This is a genomic window from Rhodopila globiformis (assembly GCF_002937115.1).
Classification (GTDB): Bacteria; Pseudomonadota; Alphaproteobacteria; order Acetobacterales; family Acetobacteraceae; genus Rhodopila; species Rhodopila globiformis.
The window spans coordinates 1-21,085 of record NZ_NHRY01000245.1 but is presented as its reverse complement, the minus strand read 5'-3'; the positions used below and the strand labels follow the sequence as shown (position 1 = coordinate 21,085).

Sequence of the window (21,085 nt, the reverse complement as noted above, 5' to 3'; positions counted from 1 at the left end):
CAGCGGCTCTCCCTCGTCAGCGCGACAGGATACTCACAAAAACGTCGGGTTGAAGATGCTTTCCGCGACGGCTTTGCCGGGCGCGCGGTGGCAATGACCGAAATGGGGAAAATCCTGGCCGCCAGGGGTCACCGCCTGCGCGCTGCCGTCTGCGCGGCTTGGCTTGCACGGCGAGCCGTGCCACAAGGCGCCTGGACAAAGGGCTTGAGGCGAAATAACCAACCCATTTCCGGCGGCGCACCGGCCACTCGGCGTCGTCGCGGGCGAAGGCCCACCATCCACGTCTTGCGGTGCCGATCGTGGCCAAAGGCGCGGATGACGCCCCGGAGTTTGTGCCCGGGCTCTTGTCCCGGGTAGCCGTCATGACGGTTGCGGCGTCCGTGCGGCAACTGGAGCGCTTATTCTGTATCAGGCCCAAACGACGGCCACAATATGTCATATAGGCCAGGAACACCAGCGAGGCAAGTTCGAAGCCGTAATAAAAAATTTTCTTGGTTCGGGCTTTTTGTTCCGACATACTCGAAATCGTGATCGACAAATCACAAGGAGCGCGGCCGCCTGAGGATGTGGTTTGCCGCCTCACCTAGCCGCTAAATGGCATGCGTCGGATGTGTGGCGTCACGCATCCATGTTATCAAATTGGCCAGGCGCTGCGAAACCCGGACATACCGGCAACGCTGTTGTCTGATACGCCACTGGAAGGGTTCGCTCGTGGATATCTCTGACGGACATACGCCCGGCCCTTTGGGGAATAACCGCGTTCCGGCAACGCTTGCCCAGGCCGTGGCGGGTGGTGGTGGCGCATCCACGGCCGGCATGTCGTCGGCCGGCAGCGATCGGGGCCCGATCCACCCCAGGCTGCTGGCGATGATGATGGCCGCCCGGTACTATGGCCTGGAGCTGGACGCCAACGACTTCCGCCTCGGCCAGGGCGAGCCCCAGCCCAGCGCGGCCGCCCTGTCAGCCTGGGCGCAGTCGGCGGGCATGTGGTCCCGCGCGTTGCGCCTGAAATGGCGGCACCTGTTCTCGGTCACTGGCGCCGGCCCGGTCGTGCTGCTGTTCAATGACGGCTCCGCCGGCCTGCTGACCGGCGCCAACACTGAAAACAAGATTGTCTTCGTCCGCGACCCCCGCGCCCCGGAAGCCGAGCCGCCCGTGCCGGTGGACGAGATGCGCCTGGCCGAGGTCTGGAGCGGCGAGGTCGTCCTGTTGCGCGCCGAGCGCACGCAGGAGGCAGCCGATCCGCCCTTCACGCTGCGCTGGCTCGCCAGCGTCGTGATGCAGGAGCGCAAGCATCTCCGCGATCTCGTCATCGCCTCGCTGTCGATCAGCTTCCTGACCATCCTGCCGCCGTTGCTGGTGATGCAGACCGTGGACCGGGTGATGGTGCATCACAGCTATTCCACGCTGTTCCTGATCGCCTCGATCCTGGGCACCATGGTCGTCTACGAGACCCTGCTTGGGTTCGCGCGCCGGCTGATCATCCTGGTCGTGGGCACGCGCACGGACGCCAAACTCAACCTGCACGTGTTCAGCCGGCTGATCCGCCTGCCGCTCGACTACTTCGAGCGGCACCCGGCCGGCGAGACGATGTACCGGGTCAGCCAGGTCAACCAGGTCCGGCAGTTCATCACCGGCAAGCTGATGACCACGATCCTTGACATGATCACGCTGGGCGTGTTGCTGCCGTTCCTGTTCTGGCTGAACGCGACCCTGGCCTGGATCGTCCTGGCCTGCGCCACCGCCATCATGCTGATCATCCTGGCCTTCCTGCGGCCGGTCCGGGCCATCTTCGGCAAGGTCATCAACGCCGAGACCCTGAAGAACGCCGCCCTGGGCGAGACCATCTTCGGCATCAAGACCGTCAAGTCGCTGGCCGTCGAGCCGCAGCGCAAGGCGCTGTGGGACGAGAAGGTCGCCGAGGTCGGCAAGTGGCGCTGGGAACTGGGGAAGCTGTCGAACTGGCCGCAGACCCTGGTCACGCCGATCGAGCGCTTCATGTACATGGGCACGATCCTGATTGGCGCGTATCTCGCCCTGTCCCAGGACAACGGCTTCCAGATCGGCGCCATCTTCGCCTTCATGATGCTGTCGCAGCGCGTCAGCCAGCCGCTGGTCGGCCTGGCGCGGCTGATCGAGGAATGGGAAGAGGTCGGCGGAGCGATGGCCATGGCGGCCGAGGTGCTCAACCGGCCGCTGGAGGTCGACGCCGCATCCGGCGGGCTACGGCCGAAATTCGTCGGCGCGGTGTCCTATGAGGACGTCACCTTCACCTATGCCGGCACCAAGCTTCCGGCGCTCGACCGCGTCAGCTTCTCGGTCCCCGCCGGCACCACGCTGGGCCTGGTCGGCCGCTCGGGCTCCGGCAAGTCCACCATCACCCGGCTGCTGCAGGGCATCAACCGCGAGTATTCCGGCTTCCTGAAGATCGATGGCGCGGATTTGCGGGAGATCAACCTGCGCCACCTGCGCTCCAGCTTCGGCGTCGTCCTGCAGGAGAACTTCCTGTTCCGCGGCACCATCCGCGAGAACATCCTGTCCGGCCGCCCGGGCCTGACGCTGGAGGACGCGATCCGCGCCGCCCGCCTCGCCGGCGCCGAGGAATTCATCGAACGCATGCCCAACGGGTATGAAACCTGGATCGAGGAAGGCTCGCCCAACCTGTCCGGCGGACAGCGGCAGCGGCTGGCCATCGCCCGCGCCCTGATCACCGATCCGCGCATCCTGATCCTGGACGAGGCGACCAGCGCGCTGGATCCGGAATCCGAGGCCCTGGTCAACGCCAACCTCAAGCGGATCGCCCGCGGTCGCACGATGTTCATCGTCTCCCACCGCTTGTCGTCCCTGGTCGATTGCGACCAGATCCTGGTGCTGGAGAAGGGCAAGGCGATCGACATCGGCAGTCACGCTACCCTGCTGGAGCGTTGCGCCATCTACCGTACGCTCTGGAACCAGCAGAACCGTCATATGTTCAGTGAAGGATCAGGTCATGCAGCTCCTGCCCCGGCCCTCGTCCAAGGCGATTAGTACCGTGCGGGAAGATCGGCTCGATCCGACGCTGCCGGCGATCCTGGAGTACCAGTCGCCGTCCGCGGCAATCATCAACCTGCCGATGCCGCGCATCGCCCGCGGCCTGACTCTGACGGTCAGCAGCATGGTCGCGGTGATGTTCGTCCTGACGGGCGTGATCAAGGTCGATCGCGTGGTGACGGCGCTGGGCGTGGTGGTGCCACGATCGCCCACCATCGTGGTGCAACCGCTGGAAACCGCCATCGTCCGCTCGATCAACGTGCACGAGGGTGAAGTCGTCCACGCCGGCCAGGTCCTGGCCCGCCTCGATCCGACTTTTGCCGCCTCCGACGCCGGCGCATCCGCCGCCCAGGTCAGCACCTTCCAGGCACAGGTCGCCCGCCTGGAGGCCGAGATGCAGAACCGTCCGTTCACCTACAGCGGCACGAACCCCGACATGCTGCTCCAGGCGTCGATCTACGCGAACCGGCAGGCGGAGTACCGTTTCAAGCTGGAGAACTACCAGCAGAAGTTCGACAGCCTGCAGGCGACGATCGCCCGCTCCCGATCCGACGAAGCCGGTTACGCCGATCGGCTGCAGTACGCCAAGTCACTGGAGAAGATGCGGACCGACCTTGAGAGGCTGAACGTCGGCTCCAAGCTCAACACGCTGGCGGCCGAAGATTCCCGGGCGGAGATGCAACGCAACCTGAACAATGCGCGGGATACGGCGAATGGCGCGATGCGGGACCTCGCGGCCCTGGTCGCCGAGCGCAATGAATATATCCAGAGCTGGCACAACGACGTCTCGGACAAGCTGACCGACGCGCTCGGCAAGCTGTCCGACGCGCGCGAGCAGCTCAACAAGAACCAGCTCCGCCGGCAACTGGTCGAACTGCGGGCGGAGACCGACGGCACGGTGATGTCGATCAGCAAGGTCTCGGTCGGCTCGGTGCTGACCGCCGGGCAGCAGTTCATCACCCTGGTGCCGACCGACGCGCCGCTGGAAGTCGAGGCCAACATTCCCGGGGACGAGGATGGCCACGTCACCCTCGGCGACCCGGTGGACATCAAGTTTCAGACCTTCATCTACTCCCGCTACGGCATGGCGCACGGCGTGGTGCGGGTGATCAGCCCCGACAGCTTCACCGCGCAGGATGAACAGCGCAACCCGACCGGCGACGTGCCGGTGCCGCAATCGGCTGCTGGCGCCCAGTGGTACTACCGGTCGCGGATCACCCTGGACCAGATCAACCTGCACGGCGTCCCGGCGAACTTCCACCTGATCCCGGGCATGCCGATCCAGGCGGATATCAGGGTCGGCAAGCAGACGGTGCTGAGCTACATGTTGGGCAGGTTCATTCCACTGGCCACCGAGGGTATGCGTGAGCCGTAAGGCGCACGCGGTGGAACCGGACGGAGGTTGGCATGGCGCTGCTTGACAAGCTTTTCAGCGGGTTCTCGCCCGCAGCCGCCCTGAAGCGCGGCCTGCAGCTCCAGGAAGGCGGCGACGCCAAGGCCGCCTTCGCCCTGCTCTCCAAGGCGGCCAAGGCCGGCCTCCCCGAAGCGGAGTTCCGGGTTGGCCGCTGCTATCTGGAAGGCGCCGGCGTGCCGCCCAGCCGGATCGACGGCGTCCGCTGGATCGAGCGCGCCGCCACCAACGGCTATATCGAGGCGCAGGCGCTGCTGGCGACGCTGTGCCTGCACGGGATGGGACCCGGCCAGTCGCAGGCCGGCCCGGGCTACGGCTCCGGGCTGTTCGGCGGCCAGACCCTCTCCGAGCCGGATTTCGTCAATGCCGCGAAATGGGCGCGGCGCGCGGCCGAGGGCGGCTCGGCCGACGGCCAGGCGGTGCTCGGCTACATCCTGACGTCGGGGCCCGAGGAGCTGCGCAACCAGGAAGAAGGCGACCAGTGGTACAAGAAGGCGGCGGCCGGCGGCAGTCCACAGGGCCAGCTTGGCCATGCCTTGGTGCTGGCCCGCGATACCAGCGCGCCGGAAATCCAGGCGGAACTGCTGGATAACCTGCGCCAAGCCGCCGAGAAAGGGCTCGGCACAGCATTGTACCTATATGGTATGATCAACGAGCGCGGCACCGGCGTGCCGCAGGACCGGCAGAAGGCGGCGCTTTACTACAAGCAGGCGGCCGAGAAAGGCCACCGTGCGGCGCAGGCCCGCTGGGGCCTGGCGCTGATGGAGGGACTCGGCGTCGAGGCCAACCCGGTGGAAGGCGAATCCTGGCTGCGCCGTGCCGCGCTGGCCGGCGATCCCGAAGCCGCGGCGCTCGTCGGCGACATCTATGCCAAGGGCGGCAGCCTGCCGCCGAACTATGCCGAAGCGGCGATGTGGTTCCGCCGCGCCGCGGACGCCAAACATCGCGGGGCGGCCCGCGCGCTGGCCATGCTGCACCTGACCGGCGCCGGCGTGCCGCGCGACCAGGACGAGGCGGCGAAGCTGTTCCGCATCGCGGCCGAAGGCGGCGACGCCCACTCGCATGTCGACCTCGGCAACCTACTGCTGAAAGGCCATGGCGACGAGCAGGACTCGGTGCGCACCCGCGAGTGGTTTGAGCGGGCCGCGGCCTCGGGCGACCTGATCGCGGCATTCAATTTCGGCGTCTGCCTGGCGGAAGGCGTCGGCATCGAGCGTGACGACCGCAAGGCGGCGGAATGGCTGCGGCGGGCGGCGGACGGCGTGGTGAACGCCCAGTACTGGTATGGCCGCATGCTGGTCGAAGGCCGTGGCGTGATGGCCGATGCCGAGGAAGGGCGGAAGTGGATCGCCAAGGCCGCCGGCGTCGGCATGGTCGAAGCCGAGGTCATGCTGGCGGAAATGACCCTCTCCGGCCGCGGTGGCGCCAAGGACCATCCGGCGGCGCTGGCGCTGTTCCAGAAGGCGGCGGATCGCGGCCATGTCGGCGCGATGTTCGCCGTCGGCGCCATGTATGGCGGCGGCCATGAGGTGCCGATGGACCGGGCCGTCGCCCAGCGCTGGTTCCGCGCCGCGGCCGAGCGCGGGCATCCCTATGCGCAAATGATGCTGGGCCGCTACCTGTCGCGCAACCTGGCGGGCGAGCTGGATATTCCGCAGGCGCGGAAATGGCTGGAGAAAGCAGTCGCCCAGGGCCTGCAGGACGCCAAAGCCGACCTCGCGGCGCTGCCGGCTGAAGCGGGGGCAACGCCGCCCGCGACCGGATCCCAGGAGATCGCGGCCGGCATCGCAGGGCGCTGACCCATGCCGGCCGGCGATGCCGGGTCCGGGGCATCGCTGACCGCGCTTGCCCGCACCGCCATCAACGAAGGGCTGGCCGCTCTGGCGGCCAACCGGCGTGAACACGCCCTGCGCTGGCTGGAGCGCGCGCACCGGCTGCTGCCGAATGATCCCAACGCGACGCTGTCCCTGGCCAGCGCCTGCCTGGCGCAGGATCCGGGCCGGGCCGAGGCTCTGTTCGCCGGCATCGCCGCCCAATATGACGTACGGCAGGCATGGCTCGGCCTCGCCGCGGCGCGGCTGCGCGTGGCCGGCGCGGATGCGGCCGCCGAGCCCCTCGGCGTGGCGCTGTCCCGGCACGTGCTGGGGGTGGAGACGGCGTCGCTGGCGCAGCAGATCGTTTCCTGCCGCGCGCTCGCCGGCTGGTGCGGCCTGCGCTCGGACGGGCGGCTGGAGGTCCATGCCGCCGCGCCCGGACGGGTGCGCGTGAGCCTCGACGGCACCGCCCTGCGCGGCCTTCGTCTTCCCGGCGGCTGGCAGCACGGCAGCCGGATCGAGGTGCGGGTGGGGGACCTGCCGCTGCTCGGCAGCCCGATCCGGATCGACGTGATCCGGCGGGTATCCGGCTGTGTCGAGGTGTTCCAGGGCGGCGTGCGCGGCTGGGCGTGGCATCCCGGCGATCCCGGGCGTCCGGCGGAACTGACGCTGTCCTACGCGTCCGGCGGCCTGACCCAGAGCGTCATCGCCGGCGACGACACGATGCCGGTGCCCGACACCGGGCCGCTGGCGCATGCGCGATGGTTCACGCTGGCCCGGGCCGACCTGCTGGATGCGCCGGGGCCGATCCATGTGCGGGGGCCCGATGGGACGGATCTGCTCGGCAGCCCGCTGGACCCGTTCGCGGACCAGGCGCTGCATGTCGCCGCCGCGCTGCAGCTTGGACAAAGCTATCCGGCCGGCCCGCCGCGGAAACGGATGATCGCGGCCGCCGATACCGCGCATATCCTTGGCGCCTCCAACACCGTCCTGCCCGCCGACTGCCCCGCCGCCGCCAAGCCCGTGGGCGCCGATCCCGTGGGCGCCGATCGGCGGCGGCGGGCGACGGTTGTCGTCATTCCGGTGCACAATGGTGAAACAGTCGCGCTGGACTGCCTGCGCAGCGTTCTCGCCTCGATGCCGGATGATGCGCGGGTGCTGGTGGTCGATGACGGCTCGTCCGAGCCCGGGCTGGTCGCCGCGCTGGACGGCCTGGCGCGGCAAGGGCGGATCAGGCTGCTGCGCCACGCCACCGCGCAGGGATTTCCGGCCAGCGCCAACGCCGGCATCCGCGCGGCCAGGGACCAGGACGTCGTGCTGCTGAACAGCGACACGCTGGTGCCGCCCGGCTGGCTGCAACGGCTGCGCGACGCCGCCTATGCCGCGCATGACATCGGCACCGTCACGCCGCTGTCGAACGACGCCACCATCCTCAGCTATCCGGGCGTGGCGGGAAGCAACCCGGTTCCGGACCAGGGCGCGACGAACCGGCTCGACCGCATGGCGGAACGGGCGAACGGCGGCACCTTGGCGGACATTCCCGTCGGCGTCGGATTTTGCCTGTTCCTGCGGCGCGACTGCCTGACGGCGGTGGGTTCGTTCCGCACCGACCTGTTCGCCCAGGGCTACGGCGAGGAGAACGACCTGTGCCTGCGCGCCCGCATGCTGGGATGGCGGAACGTGGCGCTGACCGGGCTGTTCGTCGGCCACATGGGCGGCTCCAGCTTCGGCGCCGACGCGGCGCATCTGCGGGCGCGTAACGGCCGGATCCTGGAGCAGCTTCACCCCGGCCACCAGGCGCTGATCGACGATTTCGTCACCCGCGACCCGCTGGCGGAGCCGCGCCGGCGCATCGACCTGGCGCGATGGCGCGAGGCGGGACGGGCGTGGCGGGAGTCGGTGATCCTGGTCACCCATGACGAGGGCGGCGGGGTCGAGGCGCGGGTGAGGCAGGCCGTGGCGGCCCATGCCGCGTCCGGACGCCGCCCGGTCGTCCTCCGCCCGGCGCGGACGGCGCAGGACGAGCCGGCGATCGCGGTGCGCGACGGCGTGGCGGACGACTTCCACAACCTGGTGTTCGCCATGCCGCGGGAGCAGGCGGCCCTGCTGCGCCTGCTGCGCCCGGCCAGGGCGGTGGAGGTGCATCATTTCCTCCAGCATCCGCCGGCCATGTATGACGTCGTCGCGAAACTCGGCCTGCCGTATGAGGTGCATATCCACGACTATGCCTGGTTCTGCCCACGCGTCCTGCTGGTCGGCGGGCACAACCGCTATTGCGGCGAGCCCGACCTGCATGAGTGCGAGGCCTGCGTCGCCGATCATGGCAGCTTCCTGCACGAGGAGATCAGCGTCGCCGCGCTGCGGCAGCGATCGGCGGCGTTCCTGTCAGGCGCGCATCGCGTCGTCGTGCCATCTGCCGACACGGCCTGTCGCGTCCAGCGGCATTTTCCCGAGCTGTCGCCGGTTCTCGTACCGCACGAAGACGACCAGGACATCCCGAGGCTCGCGTCCATACGCGCTGACTCAGTGGGCGGGCGGCACGGTGGTTGCCGCAACGTCATGGCGGGAGGGGCAAGTCGCCGTGCCCGGCCGACTAAGTCAGCGCCTATGAGGCTCGCCCCGGTCCGGCCCGTCGGCGCGGGGCGGCCGCGGGTCTGCGTCGTCGGCGCCATCGGCGTGCACAAGGGGTATGACGTGCTGCTGGCGTGCGCGCGCGACGCGGCCAGGCGCGGCCTCGACATTGAATTCGTTGTCGTCGGCCATACCATCGACGATGCGCGCATGATGGCGACCGGGCGCGTGTTCGTAACCGGCCGCTTCGCGCCCGGCGAGGCGGTGGACATGATCGTCGCGCAACAGGCCCGGCTTGGTTTTGTCACGTCGATCGCGCCAGAAACCTGGTGCCTCAGCCTGGGCGACATCTGGCGGGCCGGCCTGCCGGTGGCCGCGTTCGACATCGGCGCGCCGGCCGAGCGCTTGAAAAAAACCGGTTTTGGATTTCTGCTTCCATTGGGACTATCGCCTGGTGCTATTAATAATGCACTAATCGCGGCTATAGGAACGGCGGGGGATGGCTGATTGGCGTCGGGCACGCGCAGCGCGCTTGGAAACAGCCCATGCGGCGGATTCGTTCTTATGGGGCAATTGCCGGCTCTTCCGCTCGTCTCGTATAATCTGAGAAATGAATCGAACACCTGACAGAGCGAGTTAGTCGAATGTCCGAAGCCGCAAACGCGGAACGAGCCAAAGTGAGACAGGCAATGGCCAGCGAGCCCGGCAAGGAACCGGCCGGCACAACGAACCGCGTCGCCGAACTGCAGGTTTCGGCGCATCTGATGACGCTCGAAACGGGCCTGTTCTGTGTCTTCCAGGCGCCGGGCAGCCCGCAGCCCGACCCGGTGACGGCGCTGCCCGGCGTGCGCATCACGCCGGCGCCGGGCATTGCCGGGCGACCGGAGGCGGTGACCGTCAGCACCTTCCGCGAAGATGGATGGCTGAACGGCACGGCCGCCCTGGTGCGCGTGACGGATGGCTCCGCGCAGATCCTGGTCACCATTTATCAGGTGAAGGGCGCGGACGCCGCGCCGCGGCTGCAGGTTCTGCGCCTGAGCGGCGAGGCCGCCGTGCCGGACGCCGCCGCCGCGGTGGCTGCCGAAAGCGTCGTGCCCCAGCCGGAGGCGACGCGGCAGATCATGGCGCATGTCCAGCGCACCGGCGACGTCGGCGGCAACTCCGGCGACTGGATCGGCTCCAAAGGCAGCGGACTCTGGATCGAAGGGTTCGGCTTCGCGCCGCCCGACGGCACCTCGATCCCCGAGTTGGAGTACCAGGCGGTGCTGGGGCGGAACTGGCTGTCTCCCTGGGTGGAGGCCGGCAAGTACTGCGGCAGCCGCGGCATGGCGCTGCCGCTGCTGGGCCTGAAGATCCGCCTGAAGGGCACGTCGGCGAAGAACTTCGACTGCACCTATTCCGCCACGTTCGTGGACGGCAGCGCGGTCGGCCCGGTCAGCGCCGGCGAAACCTGCGAGGCGGAAAGCCTCGCCGCGCTGGAGGCGTTCCAGGTCGTCATCCAGGCGCGGGGTGCCCAGCCGCGGGATGCCCAGCCGCGGGATGCCCAGCCGCGGGACGCCAGATCCGGTGCGGCCAGGCCGGTGGTTGCCAGGAAGATCGTTCCGCCGCCGGCCGCCGCGAAGCCCGAACCCGGCAAGGGGCGGTCGCCGCTGGCGAAGTCACCGATCAGGCCGCGCGGCTAGAGACGGCGTGGCATGGCCGCCGGGCGTGATGCTCAGCCGGTCCCGGCCGCACGAAGCCGATAGGCGCCCGGGTCCGGCGGGCCTGATCCACAGGCCGCTGCCGGCGGCGCGCGGCGGCGGCTCGATCTGAACAGGCCGGGGTCTTCGGATGCCGGATAGCGTATGGGGTATCCAGGTTGAAGTTCCTGTTCGTCCATCAGAATTTCCCCGGGCAGTTCCTGCATATTGTCCGGCAGCTCGCGGCGGATCAGCGGCATGAGGTGCTGTTCATCACCGAGCCGAACGCCAACCAGATCACCGGCGTGCGGAAAATCCCCTACGCTCGGCCCCAGCTCGACACCCCGGAGACCCACCTGTCGGCGCGCGAACTGGACAACGGCGTGCGGCGCGCCGAAGCGGTGTTCCGCGCGGCCTATGGCCTGGGGCACCTGGGCTTCAAGCCGGACATCATCATCGGCCACCACGGCTGGGGCGAGATGCTGAACCTGCGCGACGTCTGGCCGGACGTGCCGATGCTGGGATACATGGAGTTCTACTATCAGTACGACAAAGCCGACGTCGGCTTCGATCCGGAATTCCCCTCCCACCCGTTCGACTATCCGCGCATCCGGGCGAAGAACGCGATCAACCACATCGCCCTGAATCTCGGCGGCACCGGGCAGACGCCGACAAAGTGGCAGTTGTCGACCTATCCCGACTGGGCACGGCCTGGCATCGAGCTGGTCTGGGAAGGCGTCGACCTGGCGAAATGCGCGCCGGATCAGCAGGTCCGCAAGAAGAACCTGCAGGTTGGCGACCTGATCGTCCGGCCCGGCGACAAGCTGGTGACCTATGTGTCGCGCGACCTGGAGCCGTACCGCGGCTTCCACATCATGATGCGGGCCTTGCCGACGCTGCTGCGGGCACGCCAGGACATCAAGGTCGTCCTGGTCGGCGGCGACGGCGTCAGCTACGGCAGTGGCCCGCGGCAAGGCGCCAACTGGCGGGAGGTGATGCTCGCCGAGGTGGGCAAGGACATCGACCGGGACCGTATCGTCTTCCCCGGCCGCATTCCCTACGCCACCTACCTGTCCATGCTGCAGCGCTCGGACGCGCACGTCTACCTGACCTATCCGTTCGTTGCATCCTGGTCGCTGCGTGAGTCGCTGGCGATTGGCTGCCCGGTCATCGGCAGCGACACCCAGCCGGTGCAGGAGTTCCTCACCCACGGCGAGAACGGGCTGCTGGTGCCGTTCCTCGAGCCGCAGACGCTGGCGCAGACGGTGCTCGACCTGCTCGAGGACAAGGCGCTGAACCGCAGGTTGCGCGCCAATGCCCGCGAGTACGCGGAAAAGCACCTGGGGATGAAGGACTACCTGGCTGCCTACAACCGGTTGATCGAGCGCCTGACTGGCGAAAATCCCGCCGCGCCGGCGGTGCTGGCGCGGTCGCGCAAGCCCGCGGCGGCAGCCGGCACGGCGAAGGCCGCGATGCCCCGGCGGAAGCGGCTGGTGACGGCCGCCTGACGCGGCGGCGCGGCGCCGCGTGATCGTTCGATTCATACAACGGCGCCGACAAAAACGCTTCCTGCCTCTTGCTCTTTCCCGCTGCCTTGTGCCACGACGGCGGGACGGTGCGTCTCGCTGCGCATCGCCAGGAATAGGATAGACAATGGCTGACAGTGCTGCGGCACTCCTCCCCCTGCAAGGCAACCTGATGCGTGGCAAGCGGGGCATGATCATGGGTGTCGCCAATGATCGCTCGCTGGCCTGGGGCATCGCCTCGGCCTGTGCCGCCCAGGGCGCCGAGCTGGCATTCACCTTCCAGGGCGAGGCGCTGGAGCGGCGGGTGCGCCCGCTGGCCCAGCAGGTTGGCTCCGATCTCGTGTTTCCCTGCGACGTCACCGACGAAGCCAGCATCGACTCCGCCTTTGCCGGTCTGTCGGAACGCTGGGGGGGACTGGATTTCCTGGTTCACGCCATCGGTTTCGCGGACAAGCAGTTCCTGCGCGGGCGTTATCTCGACACCCCGCGGGGGGCGTTCCTGCAGGCGATGGATATCTCCTGCTATTCGTTCACCTCGGTCTGTCAGCGGGCGGTGCCGATGATGCAGCCGGGCGGCAGCCTGCTGACCCTGTCCTACCTGGGCGCCGAACGCTGGGTGCCGCACTACAACGTCATGGGCGTGGCAAAGGCGGCGCTGGAGGCGTCGGTGCGCTATCTGGCGGCCGATCTCGGCAGCGCGGGAATCCGCTGCAACGCCATCAGTGCCGGGCCGATCAAGACGCTGGCGGCATCGGGGATTGGCGATTTCCGCTACATCCTGCGCTGGAACCAGCTCAACGCGCCGATGCAGCGCAACGTCACGATCGACGAAGTCGGCGGCGCCGGGCTTTACCTGCTGTCGGACCTGGCGGCCGGCGTAACGGGCGAAGTGCACCATGTCGATTGCGGCTACCACATCGTCGGCATGAAGCATCCGGACGCGCCCGACATCGCCATCGCGGAGTCCTGATAACCCCTGCCATGTCCCATAACAGCTTCGGTCATCTGTTCCGGGTCACCACATGGGGCGAAAGTCACGGTCCGGCCATCGGCGTCGTCGTCGATGGCTGCCCGCCGCGCATTCCGCTGACCGAGGCGGATATCCAGCCCTGGCTGGACAAGCGCCGTCCGGGGCAGTCGAAATTCACCACTCAGCGGCAGGAGCCTGACCAGGTCCGCATCCTGTCCGGCGTGTTCGAGGGCTTGACCACCGGCACGCCGATCAGCCTGGTGATCGAGAACCAGGACCAACGGTCCCGCGATTACGCCGACATCGCGGTGCAGTACCGGCCCGGCCACGCCGACGTGACCTATGACCTGAAATACGGCATCCGTGATTATCGCGGCGGCGGCCGGTCCTCGGCGCGCGAGACCGCGATGCGCGTGGCAGCCGGCGCGGTGGCGCGGCGCGTGCTGGGCGGCCGGGTGACGATCCGCGGCGCGCTGGTGCAGGTCGGCCCGCACAGGATCGACCGCGGGCGCTGGGACTGGGACCAGATCGGGCAGAACCCGCTTTTCTGCCCCGATCCGGTGGCCGCTGCGGCGTGGGAGACGTACCTGTCGGAGGTGCGCAAGTCCGGCTCCTCGGCCGGCGCGGTGATCGAGATCGTCGCGGAAGGCGCTCCGCCCGGCCTGGGCGCGCCGATCTACGGCAAGCTGGATGCCGACATCGCCGCCGCCCTGATGTCGATCAACGCCGTGAAGGGCGTGGAAATCGGCGAAGGGTTCGCCGCCGCCGCCCTGACCGGCGAGGCGAACGCCGACGAGATGCGGATGCGGGACGGCGTGGTGGAATTCGCCTCGAACCATGCCGGCGGCATCCTGGGCGGCATCGCGACGGGCCAGCCGATCGTGGCGCGCTTCGCGGTGAAGCCGACTAGTTCGATCCTGTCGCCGCGGCAGTCCGTCGATCGCCGCGGCCATGACATCGAGATCGTCACCAAGGGCCGTCACGATCCCTGCGTTGGCATCCGCGCCGTGCCGGTTGGCGAGGCGATGGTGGCGTGCGTGCTGGCGGATCACCTGCTGCGCCACCGCGCGCAGAATCCGGACGCGCCGGCGATCCTGCGGCTGCCGCGGAACTGACGCGCGTCGGCGGTCCGTTGCCGCTCCGGCATGGGCCGTGCCCGGTCCGTTGCCTCACCGTCATGGCCGGGCGTGTCCCCATGCGTATCAGGATAAGCTGAGCGGCGGAGCAAGGTCGTCGCCCTATCGTCATGGCCGGGCGTGTCCCGGCCATCCACCCCCCGCCGTCGAAGCGCAGATGGCCGGGACACGTCCCATGCGTATCAGGATAGAGCGACGGTTGGAGAACGGCGTTTCCCTGATCGTCATGGCCCGGCTTGTCCGGGCCACCTGTTCAAGCACTTGTGCCGCGACAGGTGGCCCGGACCAGCCGGGCCATGACGAGGGGGAACGGCACGCGCCGCCAAATCTTTCTCCGACCGCCGTCTTATCCTGATACGCATGGGGACACGCCCGGCCATGACGATAGGGCGACGATAGGGCGGCGACCTCGCTCCGGCAGCGCTTCCGCCGCGTTCATCGCAAAAGCGTCAGCGAGGGTCGGCAATAACCAAGCTTGACGCTCGGCAATTTTCGGGCCTCAATGGTAAGTCTCGATCTCGTGATGCACCCTGAACACCATGCTCGCAAACGCCCCTGCCCCTTCGCCGTTGGACTCCTTCGTAGCGCTGGCTGGCGAGAAACGCTGGCGTCAGCGCCTTGCCGAGGTCCGCGCCCTGGCCGCAGCAGGGCCGCGCGCTGGCCAGGCGATCCGGCAACGCCATGTGCTGGAACTTAGCCTGGAGAAGTTGCGCCGCCAGCCTGATGCGCCGATGTCCGCCACCGAGGCGCTGCTGGAAGCGATCGCGCGGGAAATTCCGCTGATCGCCGCGAGCCTGACTCCAGGGGGACGCAACCGGCTGATCGAGCAGCTCGAGCTTGGCCTGGCTGGACAGAACACGCTGGTCCCGGTTTTCCACCTGATCCGTTCCGCCATGCTGCAGCGCTCGCGCGGCTTCACCGTCAGCTTTCCGGGCCTAGAGGAGGGCACGCCGCACGACCTGCTGCTGACCCGCGACCAGATCGAGGCCGAAGTCGCCTGCGACGTCGTCAGCGCCGAGAACGGCCGCGGCGTGCATCGCGGCGCCTGGTTCCGGCTGGCCGATCGCATCGACCCCGATCTGCAGACCTGGCTGGCGGCGCATCCCGGGCGCTACCTGCTGAAGATGACACTGCCGGGCGGCCTGCGCGGGGGCCTGCATGACTCCGAGCCAGACAGCGAAGCCCTGGCCAATCTGCACCAGCGCATCCGCGCGATGCTGGAGACGAAGTCGCGCCAGGACCATGACGAGGCCATCATCCTGCGGCTGGATCCGCTGCTGCTGGCCGGCGCGCAGGCCGAAGACCTGGGCCTGATGTCGTCGCTGCGGCGGGAGTTCGGGCCCGAGGCGCACCTGTCCGTCACCACCACGGGGGGCGGCGTGTTCGTCATGGCGGCGCGCGCCGGGCAGGAGAACGAGGTCGCCATCATGATCCGCCGGCGCCTCGCCGCCATTGCGCCGGTGCGGCTGACCGGGAAGCGGCCCGGCATCCTGTCGATGTTCGTCGAGGACACCGATCGGCTGGAATGGCGCGGCCTGCGTGAGCGGCTGGAACTGGAAGGCGAGGCCCGGCAGTTCATGACCAATCCCGAGGCGCGTCCGGTCGTCGCGGTGACCTTCACCTCGCGGCTGGAACTGTTCGGGCTCGGCGAGCCGCACGCCGCGCCGGGCGGCGAGCTGCGGTTCCGCAATCCCGGTCATCCCGCCGCGCGGGTAGCGGCGCTGGCGCCGGCGGTGATGTCGTCGGTTTGATCGGCCGGGACGGTCGTCCGGGAAAGGAACACCTCATATTCATCGCACTGCCGTGCCCCTGCCACGATTGTCGGGCGGGATAGCGGCATTGCGCGTGTTTGGAGGCCGACCATGACCCATGCCGAGTACGATCGAAAACTGGAGGAACTCGATCGGCTTCTGAACGATCCTGACGTTCCGATGCAACCGGACAAGATCTGGTCCCTGCTGGCCGACGTTTCCCGGCCGGATCTGGCGGCCACCGCCCGGTTTCCGTCAGCCCTGCGGCCAGACCCGGCCGCGCGCTAAACTTTCTGGCTGCATCTTGGTTTTTCCGGGCAAGGCGGTTCTGTCGCGGCCGCCGGCGCGGCCCTGCGTCATGGTGGCAATCGTTAAATCGAAGTGTTGACAATGACTTGCTGACGCCGGCGGGATTACTTGCCGCACGCCGGCCGCCTGCGCCATGGCGATATTCTGCTGCCGCCAGCGGCGTTTCCACTGTCCGGGCGATTCGCCCGTGGCGACGCCAAGAACGCTACAGATAGTCAAATATTCTTGAGAAATTGCGGAGTCGATCATTTCATCGTGCGCAAATTTGTTGACGAATCGTGCAGTTTTGGCGCACAAGGTGATCCTGGGCGAGATCAACACACCTTTTGATCTCGATATGACAAGGAATTCCTGATGTCCAAGGCGTTTATCGCCCGCGTCATTCAGCAATCAACTGAAGTGACAGGGGCTGCGGCCAACCGCGCGACCAATGACCTGATTGATGCCATCGTGAAGGAGATGAAGCGGACCGGGAAGTTCACGCTTCCAAGCTTCGGCACCTTCACCGTCCGCAAGACCAAGGCACGCAAAGCGCTGAACCCGCGGACCGGCGAGTCGATCAAAGTAAAGGCCGGCAAGACGGTGCGGTTCAAGGCGTCTCCGGTCCTGAAAAAGTCGGTTTAGCCACGGTTCACCCCCCCCCCGTCCGAACCCGGCCAGCCAGCATGAAACACTGTCTGGCCGATCGTTTGCGCCAACTGCCCGAATTCCTGACAGGCCGGCACGGACAGCCGCCACCTGTCACGGCCGCCCGTGCGGCCGCGATCTTCCGCACCAGCGCCGCAGCGCGCGGATGGTCGGCCTTGACGATGAAAAGTCGAGCCAGCGTGCAGGATTTTCGGGCACTTGGGGCTCGTCAGGGAATAACCGCGTCATAGGGCACCGGTCCCTCCGCGTCATGACGGCATCGTGCAGCCGGGGCCTCTCCATGAATGCGCCACATGCAGCGGTTATGCGCGGACGAACCCTTGGCATCAGCCGGAGTCTGTCTGGCGCCGAACTGCTCCGAGCAGGAATTCCCGGTTGCCTTCCGGGCCGGTGATCGGGCTTGGCTCGATTCCCAGAACAATCCAACCCGCCAACCCGGCCCACCACGCGCCGATGCGGTCGCAGACCGCGCGATGCATCGCGGGATCGCGAACCACGCCCTTGCTGCCCACCGAAGCGGCGCCGGCCTCGAACTGCGGCTTGATCAGCGCGATCGCCCAGGCCCCGGGACCGCACAGCGCCAGCGGCGCCGGCAGTACCGTCGCCAGCCCGATGAAGCTGGCATCGCACACCAAAGCGCCCATCGGCTCAGGGATCTGCGCACGATCCAGATAACGCGCGTTGGTCTTTTCGTGCACCACGACGCGGTCGTCGCAGCGCAGCTTCCAGGCCAGTTGCCCGTGCCCGACATCCACCGCATGCACCCGGGCCGCGCCGTGCGACAGTAGAACGTCAGTAAAGCCGCCGGTGGAGGCGCCGATGTCCAGGCAGACCCGCCCGGCCGGCGAAAAGCCGAAATGCGCCAGCCCGTGCGCCAGCTTCAGCCCGCCGCGCGACACCCACGGGTGGTCCTGCCCGCGCACCTCCAGCGGCGCGGCATCGGCCAGCAGGTCGCCGGCTTTGGCGACGCGCCTGTCACCGGAGAACACCTTGCCGGCCAGGATCAGCGCCTGCGCCCGGGCGCGGCTTTCCACCAGACCCCGCTGGACCAGCATCTGGTCCGCCCGCTGCTTCATGGTTGGCGCACTACGGCTCCAGCGGACGGGTGCCGAGCGTGCCGTCGGAGCGCTGTACCAGCGCCTCCACCCGCGCCTCGACCTCGGCCAGCTTGGCCTCGCAGTGGCGGCGCAGCTTCACGCCACGCTCGAACGCCTGCACCGCGGCATCGAGCTTCAGGGTGCCGCCCTCCAGGCCGCGCACGATCTGGTCGAGTTCCGCCAGCGCGTCCTCGAACGACAGCGTGGCGACGTCGTCCGGCTGGGTATCCGGCATCAGGCTGTTCCTCTATCCCCGCATCAGACTGCGGACATGCGCCGCCACCGAGGCGGCCAGCGCGTTCAGGTCGTAGCCGCCTTCCAGCACCGAAACCAGGCGCCCGCCGCAGTGCCTGTCGGCGACTTCCAGAAGCCGGTCGGTGACCCAGGCGAAATCGGCGGTTTCCAGCCGCAGCTGGGCCAGTGGGTCGGCCACGTGCGCATCGAAGCCGGCCGAAACGATCAGCAGGCCGGGGGCGAACGTGTCCAGCGCCGGGATGATCGTTTCCGACCACACGGCGCGGAACTGGGTGCTGCCGTCGCGCGGGCGCAGCGGCACGTTCAGGATGTTGTCCGCCACCCCACGCTCCCACACCTCGCCGGTGCCGGGGTAGCACGGATTCTGGTGCGAGGAGGCATAGAACAGGCCCGGATCCGCCGCGAACATCGCCTGGGTGCCGTTGCCGTGGTGGACATCGAAATCGACCACGGCGATGCGCGCGACGCCGTGTTTCTCGCGCGCATGCAGCGCGGCGACGGCGGCGTTGTTGAACAGGCAGAAGCCCATCGGCTTGTTCGGCTCGGCGTGATGTCCGGGCGGGCGGACGGCGGCGAAGGCGGTGCGCGCCCAGCCTTCCATCACCGCATCCACTCCCAGGCAGGCGCCGCCGGCGGCCCGTGCCGCCGCCTCGGCGCTGCCGGCGCTCATGACCGTGTCGCTGTCCAGGTTGATCGGCTCTCCCAGGTCGGGATGGATCGCCAGGATCGCCTCGACGTAGTCCCGCGGATGGACCCGGGTCAGCTGCTCGACGCTGGCCTCGGGCGCGGACTCGCGCAGCAGCATGGCGAATTCCTCGGTCTCCAGCGCCGCCAGGACGGTGCGCAGTCGTTCGGACGTTTCCGGATGGTAAGGGCCGGTGTCATGCTCCAGGCACGCTGGATGCGTAATCAACGCGGTCGCCACGTCAGCCCCCCTTTGGTACCGGATCCTCCGCCCGACGACGGATCAGGAAGCTGAATATGCCAGCTTCCTCACTCCATGCCAGCAGGGCGTGACCGGTTTCCTGACAAAAAGCCTGGAAATCGCTCACCGCCGCCCGATCCGTTGCCAATACGCGCAGACGCTGCCCGGGCGCCATGCCGCGCAGCACGCGGTTGGCCCGCAGCACGGGCAACGGACAGGTCATGCCTTTGACGTCAAGAAGAGTCTCGCTCATGCCGGCAACATGCGCATGCCGCGAAGTTTGGGCAAGATGCACTTGAGCCGCCGCGGTCTTATCGGCATGCTAATGGCATGAACCAGTATCGCATCGGGATCGACCTCGGCGGCACCAAGATCGAGATCATCGTCCTGGCGCCGGACGGCGCGGTGGCGTTGCGTCACCGCATCGCAACGCCCAGCGGCTACGAAGCCACGGTGGAGGCCATCGCCGGCCTGGTGCGGGACGCCGAAGCGCGGCTCGGCGCCAGCGCGACCGTCGGCGTCGGCATACCCGGCGTGATCAGCCCGGCGACCGGCCTGGTCAAGGGCGCCAACTCGATCGCGCTGAACGGCCATCGCTTCGAATACGACATCAGCCAGGCGCTGGCGCGGGAGGTACGGGTCGAGAACGACGCCAACTGCTTCGCCCTGAGCGAGGCGAGCGATGGCGCCGCCGCCGGATACGGCGTGGTGTTTGGCGTGATCCTGGGCACCGGCTGCGGCGGCGGGATCATCATGCACGGCAAGGTGCACCAGGGCCTGCACCGCATCGCCGGCGAGTGGGGCCACACGCCGCTGCTCTGGCCGCGCGGCGAGGACGAGGTGCCGGGCCACCTGTGCTGGTGCGGCCGGTATGGCTGCCTGGAAACCTATGTCGCCGGCCCGGCCCTGGCGCGGGACGCCGACGGGCCGGGCGCGCGTGACGCTGGCGGCCTACCGGCGCGGGCCGCCGCCGGCGAGCAGATCGCCATCGACGCCCTCGCCCGCCACGCCGATCGGCTGGCGCGGGGACTGGGGGGGGTTATCAACCTGCTCGACCCGGACGCGATCGTGCTGGGCGGCGGGCTGTCGAACATGGACCATCTCTATACCGAGCTGCCGCGGCTGATCCCGCCGCATGTGTTCAGCGACGTGGTCACCACGCCGATCCTGAAGAACAGGCACGGCGATTCGTCGGGGGTGCGCGGCGCGGCGTGGCTCTGGCCGGCCACGTAACGTGCCGCGACGGCCGTCTTGTTGTGACGCAGCCAATGATCGGCGGCGTGGTGATCGCGCCCTGCAGCGTCGCCGGGATGCGTGGCGGGACGAGCGCGATGCGCTGCGCCCATTGAGCGAGGACGGACCGTTACTGGCTCGGCGGGTCCTCGGGCTGGATCCACGGCGGGTCGATCTGCCGCGTGAAGCCGGATCAATGAGTAACACCAATCCACGTGGAATGCGACCGCTGGGCGTCTGCGCCTCGGGGTTGTGGCCCGCCTTGTCGGGGTCGGCTACCGTGGCTCCATGCCGCGCGGGCAGTGATGCGTGCCGGCCGGGGCGGGAGGAAGTGGCGAATATCGATGATGTAACAACATCGGTGACTTGGCGCGATCCGGCGGCGCCGCGGCTGCTCCGCTTTCCGATGACGCTTCCTGGAAGACTGAACCGACAGGCGTCATGCTGAACCCGTTGGGCTGGCGGCGCCGCCGATTCTCGTTTGGGGGAAACAAGCTCCGTGTCCCGAAAGGCGGCTTTGGCCAGTGATTCAACTCATAAATTTGCGCTCATTTCTAACGTAACCGGGAGTTCCCCCGGCTCTGCCGGGGAGGCAGCAGCAGTTTGACATTTGCGGGGGTAGGCCCCGGTTCGCCCATCAATGAAACTCTGGAGCGTGAGCCGCCAAAGCACACGCTGATGGAGTTCCATCAATGGACGAATTCGAGAGCCTAAATCACACCAAATGGGA

At 68.1% G+C, this 21,085-nt stretch carries 17 protein-coding genes; 12 read left to right on the top strand and 5 right to left on the bottom strand.

Translation table 11 applies throughout. From position 1 onward, the window contains the following. Positions 1-816 precede the first annotated feature (816 nt). The 10 genes from CCS01_RS24850 (at position 817) to CCS01_RS34450 (ending at position 16,176) form a co-directional block, all read left to right on the top strand. Positions 817-3,027, top strand: coding sequence for a peptidase domain-containing ABC transporter (locus tag CCS01_RS24850; protein ID WP_239992387.1), 2,211 nt, complete (start codon positions 817-819; stop codon positions 3,025-3,027). Next, entirely contained in the window at positions 2,990-4,405 is a 1,416-nt protein-coding gene (locus tag CCS01_RS24845; protein ID WP_104521457.1) for an HlyD family type I secretion periplasmic adaptor subunit, read from the top strand. The genes CCS01_RS24850 and CCS01_RS24845 overlap by 38 nt, the downstream gene beginning before the upstream one ends. 32 nt (positions 4,406-4,437) lie before the next feature. Beyond that, entirely contained in the window at positions 4,438-6,240 is a 1,803-nt protein-coding gene (locus CCS01_RS24840; protein WP_104521456.1) for a tetratricopeptide repeat protein, read from the top strand. Positions 6,241-6,243: 3 nt separating this feature from the next. Continuing rightward, entirely contained in the window at positions 6,244-9,333 is a 3,090-nt protein-coding gene (locus tag CCS01_RS24835; RefSeq protein ID WP_104521455.1) for a glycosyltransferase, read from the top strand. Between the two features lie 182 nt (positions 9,334-9,515). Then, positions 9,516-10,508, top strand: a complete 993-nt coding sequence (locus CCS01_RS24830) for a hypothetical protein (RefSeq protein ID WP_104521454.1) — start codon at positions 9,516-9,518, stop codon at positions 10,506-10,508. Positions 10,509-10,684: 176 nt separating this feature from the next. Beyond that, complete coding sequence (locus tag CCS01_RS24825) at positions 10,685-12,013, top strand: glycosyltransferase family 4 protein (RefSeq protein WP_104521453.1); 1,329 nt, start codon at positions 10,685-10,687, stop codon at positions 12,011-12,013. 145 nt (positions 12,014-12,158) lie between these two features. Further along, the gene (gene fabI / locus CCS01_RS24820; RefSeq protein WP_239992386.1) at positions 12,159-13,001 is read left to right on the top strand and encodes an enoyl-ACP reductase FabI; all 843 of its coding nucleotides are present in this window, start codon (positions 12,159-12,161) and stop codon (positions 12,999-13,001) included. An 11-nt stretch (positions 13,002-13,012) separates the two neighbouring features. Beyond that, on the top strand, positions 13,013-14,116 hold the full coding sequence (gene aroC, locus CCS01_RS24815) for a chorismate synthase (RefSeq protein WP_104521451.1): 1,104 nt from the start codon (positions 13,013-13,015) through the stop codon (positions 14,114-14,116). A 590-nt stretch (positions 14,117-14,706) separates the two neighbouring features. Further along, positions 14,707-15,888, top strand: coding sequence for a hypothetical protein (locus CCS01_RS24810; RefSeq protein ID WP_104521450.1), 1,182 nt, complete (start codon positions 14,707-14,709; stop codon positions 15,886-15,888). Positions 15,889-15,999: 111 nt separating this feature from the next. Continuing rightward, positions 16,000-16,176 carry a peptide chain release factor 1 gene (locus CCS01_RS34450; protein WP_193540166.1) on the top strand — a complete coding sequence of 59 codons (177 nt, stop codon included), beginning with the start codon at positions 16,000-16,002 and terminating at the stop codon, positions 16,174-16,176. Here the strand turns inward: CCS01_RS34450 and CCS01_RS33170 are convergent. Next, positions 16,144-16,518, bottom strand: coding sequence for a hypothetical protein (locus CCS01_RS33170; RefSeq protein ID WP_146101950.1), 375 nt, complete (start codon positions 16,516-16,518; stop codon positions 16,144-16,146). The genes CCS01_RS34450 and CCS01_RS33170 overlap by 33 nt on opposite strands. Positions 16,519-16,551: 33 nt before the next feature. Here CCS01_RS33170 and CCS01_RS24800 point away from each other — a divergent pair, with 33 nt between their 5' ends. After that, positions 16,552-16,821, top strand: a complete 270-nt coding sequence (locus CCS01_RS24800) for an HU family DNA-binding protein (protein ID WP_104521449.1) — start codon at positions 16,552-16,554, stop codon at positions 16,819-16,821. Positions 16,822-17,171: 350 nt separating this feature from the next. Here the strand turns inward: CCS01_RS24800 and CCS01_RS24795 are convergent, their stop codons facing one another. Genes CCS01_RS24795 through CCS01_RS24780 form a run of 4 tightly spaced genes read right to left on the bottom strand, consistent with a single transcriptional unit; the run spans position 17,172 to position 19,375 of the window. Then, positions 17,172-17,921 (bottom strand): TlyA family RNA methyltransferase, encoded by a 750-nt coding sequence (locus CCS01_RS24795; protein WP_104521448.1) that lies wholly within the window; start codon positions 17,919-17,921, stop codon positions 17,172-17,174. Positions 17,922-17,931: 10 nt separating this feature from the next. After that, on the bottom strand, positions 17,932-18,177 hold the full coding sequence (xseB, locus tag CCS01_RS24790) for an exodeoxyribonuclease VII small subunit (RefSeq protein ID WP_104521447.1): 246 nt from the start codon (positions 18,175-18,177) through the stop codon (positions 17,932-17,934). 12 nt (positions 18,178-18,189) lie between these two features. After that, complete coding sequence (locus tag CCS01_RS24785; RefSeq protein ID WP_104521446.1) at positions 18,190-19,122, bottom strand: histone deacetylase family protein; 933 nt, start codon at positions 19,120-19,122, stop codon at positions 18,190-18,192. 1 nt (position 19,123) lies between these two features. Beyond that, complete coding sequence (locus CCS01_RS24780) at positions 19,124-19,375, bottom strand: sulfurtransferase TusA family protein (protein ID WP_104521445.1); 252 nt, start codon at positions 19,373-19,375, stop codon at positions 19,124-19,126. A 77-nt stretch (positions 19,376-19,452) separates the two neighbouring features. Here CCS01_RS24780 and CCS01_RS24775 point away from each other — a divergent pair, with 77 nt between their 5' ends. Further along, positions 19,453-20,355, top strand: a complete 903-nt coding sequence (locus CCS01_RS24775; protein ID WP_104521444.1) for an ROK family protein — start codon at positions 19,453-19,455, stop codon at positions 20,353-20,355. Positions 20,356-21,085 lie beyond the last annotated feature (730 nt).